Below are 2,638 nucleotides of genomic sequence, written 5' to 3' on the forward strand. Positions count from 1 at the left end.
AATCAGAAACAGTATCTAAGGCCTTAAATATCGGAACATTGATATTTGGCGAAGAAAATTCAAGAGCCTGAACAAACTTTGAATCAAAATCTGAATGGGAAAAAACATGGGATTCCTTATCCCAAAACTCTTCTGCATATTCAAAAAAATATTGGCTTCCAATACCGGTAAACCCGATAACAGCAACCAAAAAAACAGAAATGATTTTCTTAATACGGATTTTCATAAATCCCTTGATCCAAATCAAAATGATGATTTCAATTTTGATAATACAAATAACCTGCTAATTTTTGTATAAAAAAATAATTCTCGTCTCTAAAGAAAGATAATGTAAATACAGCATATCTTTCCTCAAAATTCTATCCCTATGATTTTATCTATAGTCTTATTATTGGTTGGATTTGTCGTTCTGATCTATGGTGCCGATAAACTGGTAGATGCAGCCTCTGGACTCGCTGCAAATTTTGGAATTCCAAATATCGTCATCGGCCTGACCATAGTTGCTTTTGGAACTTCCGCTCCTGAATTGGTAGTCAATGTATTTGCTTCCATGAATAAGTCTTCTCAAATGGTGATGGGTAATGTTTTGGGGAGCAATATTTTTAACGTGCTTGCTATCTTGGGAATATCCTCTTTAGTATATCCTTTGACTGTAAAATCGAATACCACATGGATAGAAATACCCCTTAGTTTTTTGGCAGCTTTGACAGTGTATATTGTTGCAAATGATTTTCTTTTCAACGACGGAGCCACAAATCTGATTTCCTATGGTGATGGTTTGATTTTGTTGTTGTTTTTCAGCGTCTTTCTGGTTTACAACATTATGGTTTCCAAGCAGCCGGGCGGAATTACTGAATCTATGGAAATAGGCAGGTTTACCACAGGCGGGGCTATTCTTTGGATCATCATTGGACTTGCAGGTCTTGTTTTGGGAGGAAAATTGATTGTGGACAATGCAGTTTCTTTGGCAGTTGAATTTGGATTGTCTCAAAGATTGATTGGATTGACCATCGTCTCAGTAGGAACATCCCTACCGGAACTCGCCACGTCGATAGCTGCCGTAAGAAAGAAAAAGGTAGACATCGCCATCGGCAATGTGGTGGGATCGAATATTTTCAACATCTTTTTTGTGTTGGGGATTTCATCCATCGTCAACCCTGTCGGCATCTCTGAACCAAACTTCATCGACATTTACATGAATATCCTTGCAGGTCTGTTGTTGTTCCTTTTTCTCTTTACCGGAAAGGGAAGAAAGCTCGAAAGATGGGAAGGTGGAATTCTTTTGGGTCTGTATGTTGTTTACCTGACAGCATTGATCATGAAGTGGTAATCCTTGGTCATCACCAAAAGGAAAATACTTTTATGGAAATAGGCATTGACAGTTTTGCAGCGGCTGCAATCGGAGAAGGAATCGATCAGTCAAGAAACAGCGCACAGGCTTTGGCAGAATTGCTGGAGAGAATCCAACTAGCAGACCAAGTCGGATTGGATGTGTTTGGCATCGGAGAACACCACAGAAAGGAATTTTTGGACTCCGCCCCTTCCATCATACTCGCTGCCGCTCCTGCGCAAACAAAAAACATCAAACTTAACAGCGCACTCACTGTCCTCAGCGCTGCCGATCCTGTCCGTGTTTTTCAAAATTTTGCCACCTTGGACCTGATCTCCAAAGGCCGTGCAGAAATGGTCGTCGGAAGAGGTTCTTTCACGGAAGCATTTCCGCTTTTTGGATTGAATCTCAAGGATTATGATGCGCTATTTTCAGAAAAGCTTGACCTCCTTCTCAAAATCCGGGACAATGAATCCGTGACTTGGTCAGGAAAATTCAGACCTGCTTTGCATCAGCAGGCCATTTATCCAAGACCATTGCAGGATCCATTTCCTGTTTGGTTGGGAGTAGGCGGTACACCGGAATCATTTGTCAGGGCCGGAACTTTGGGCCTGCCATTGATGGTCGCAGTGATAGGTGGGGAAACGCACCGCTTCAGTCCATTGGTTGACTTGTATAGAGAAGCCGGAAGAAGGGCGGGTCACAGTCCTGAAAGACTAAAGGTCGGTCTGCATTCTTTGGGGTACGTTTCGGATACTACAGAAAAAGCAATAGAAGAATATTATCCCGGCTACGCAGAGACATTTACAAGAATCGGAAAAGAACGCGGTTGGCCTCCGGTCACTTTTTCAAGATTTGAAGCACAACGAGGCCCAAGAGGGGCCTACCTTGTAGGAAATCCCGAAGAAGTAGCGGAAAAAATCCTGAGACACAGTGAGTCTTTGGGTGGCCTATCCAGGGTTTCTTTCCAGATGGACAATGCCAACCTGAGCCATTCCCAATTGCTTAAAGCCATTGAGATCATCGGAACGAAAGTGAAACCTTTGGTAAACGGGTAAAGAAAAACCCGGATCTCTCAGATCAGATCACAAAAAACTCAATCCAAATCCCCAACAAAACGTGCCAAACAAAGTACAATCCCATTCGGCAGAATAGGGAAAACAACCAACCCATTTTCCGATAAAAATAGATTTGGGTAAAATTAAAAGCAAACCCTGAGGCAAAGGAATAAACCACAAACCAGATCGGTTCGGTGGGCAATTGGGAGATCGGTTCCCAGATTGAAAGTAGGAAAATGAGGAAGAAAGT

The 2,638-nt window shown here is 42.2% G+C and carries 3 protein-coding genes and 1 pseudogene; 2 read left to right on the top strand and 2 right to left on the bottom strand.

Going from position 1 to position 2,638, the window contains the following annotated elements:
• Positions 1–226: hypothetical protein (locus tag ACZFYI_RS18735; protein ID WP_462525644.1), on the bottom strand; the 226-nt coding region annotated here is incomplete at its 3' end.
• A 141-nt stretch (positions 227–367) separates the two neighbouring features.
• Between ACZFYI_RS18735 and ACZFYI_RS18740 the strand changes: the two genes are divergently transcribed.
• Both ACZFYI_RS18740 and ACZFYI_RS18745 read left to right on the top strand, forming a co-directional pair.
• The gene (locus tag ACZFYI_RS18740) at positions 368–1,330 is read left to right on the top strand and encodes a calcium/sodium antiporter (protein WP_462525645.1); all 963 of its coding nucleotides are present in this window, start codon (positions 368–370) and stop codon (positions 1,328–1,330) included.
• Positions 1,331–1,362: 32 nt separating this feature from the next.
• Positions 1,363–2,388 (top strand): LLM class flavin-dependent oxidoreductase, encoded by a 1,026-nt coding sequence (locus ACZFYI_RS18745; protein ID WP_462525646.1) that lies wholly within the window; start codon positions 1,363–1,365, stop codon positions 2,386–2,388.
• Positions 2,389–2,410: 22 nt separating this feature from the next.
• On the opposite strand, the pseudogene ACZFYI_RS18750 reads toward ACZFYI_RS18745, so the two are convergent.
• A pseudogene (locus ACZFYI_RS18750) lies at positions 2,411–2,638 on the bottom strand (hypothetical protein); the annotation flags it as partial.

The sequence above is a fragment of the Aquiflexum sp. genome (assembly GCF_977115555.1).

Excerpts from the sequence above, each read along its gene's own strand:
- ACZFYI_RS18745 (WP_462525646.1), top strand. The coding sequence starts at position 1,363 with ATGGAAATAGGCATTGACAGTTTTGCAGCGGCTGCAATCGGAGAAGGA.
- ACZFYI_RS18740 (WP_462525645.1), top strand. The coding sequence starts at position 368 with ATGATTTTATCTATAGTCTTATTATTGGTTGGATTTGTCGTTCTGATC.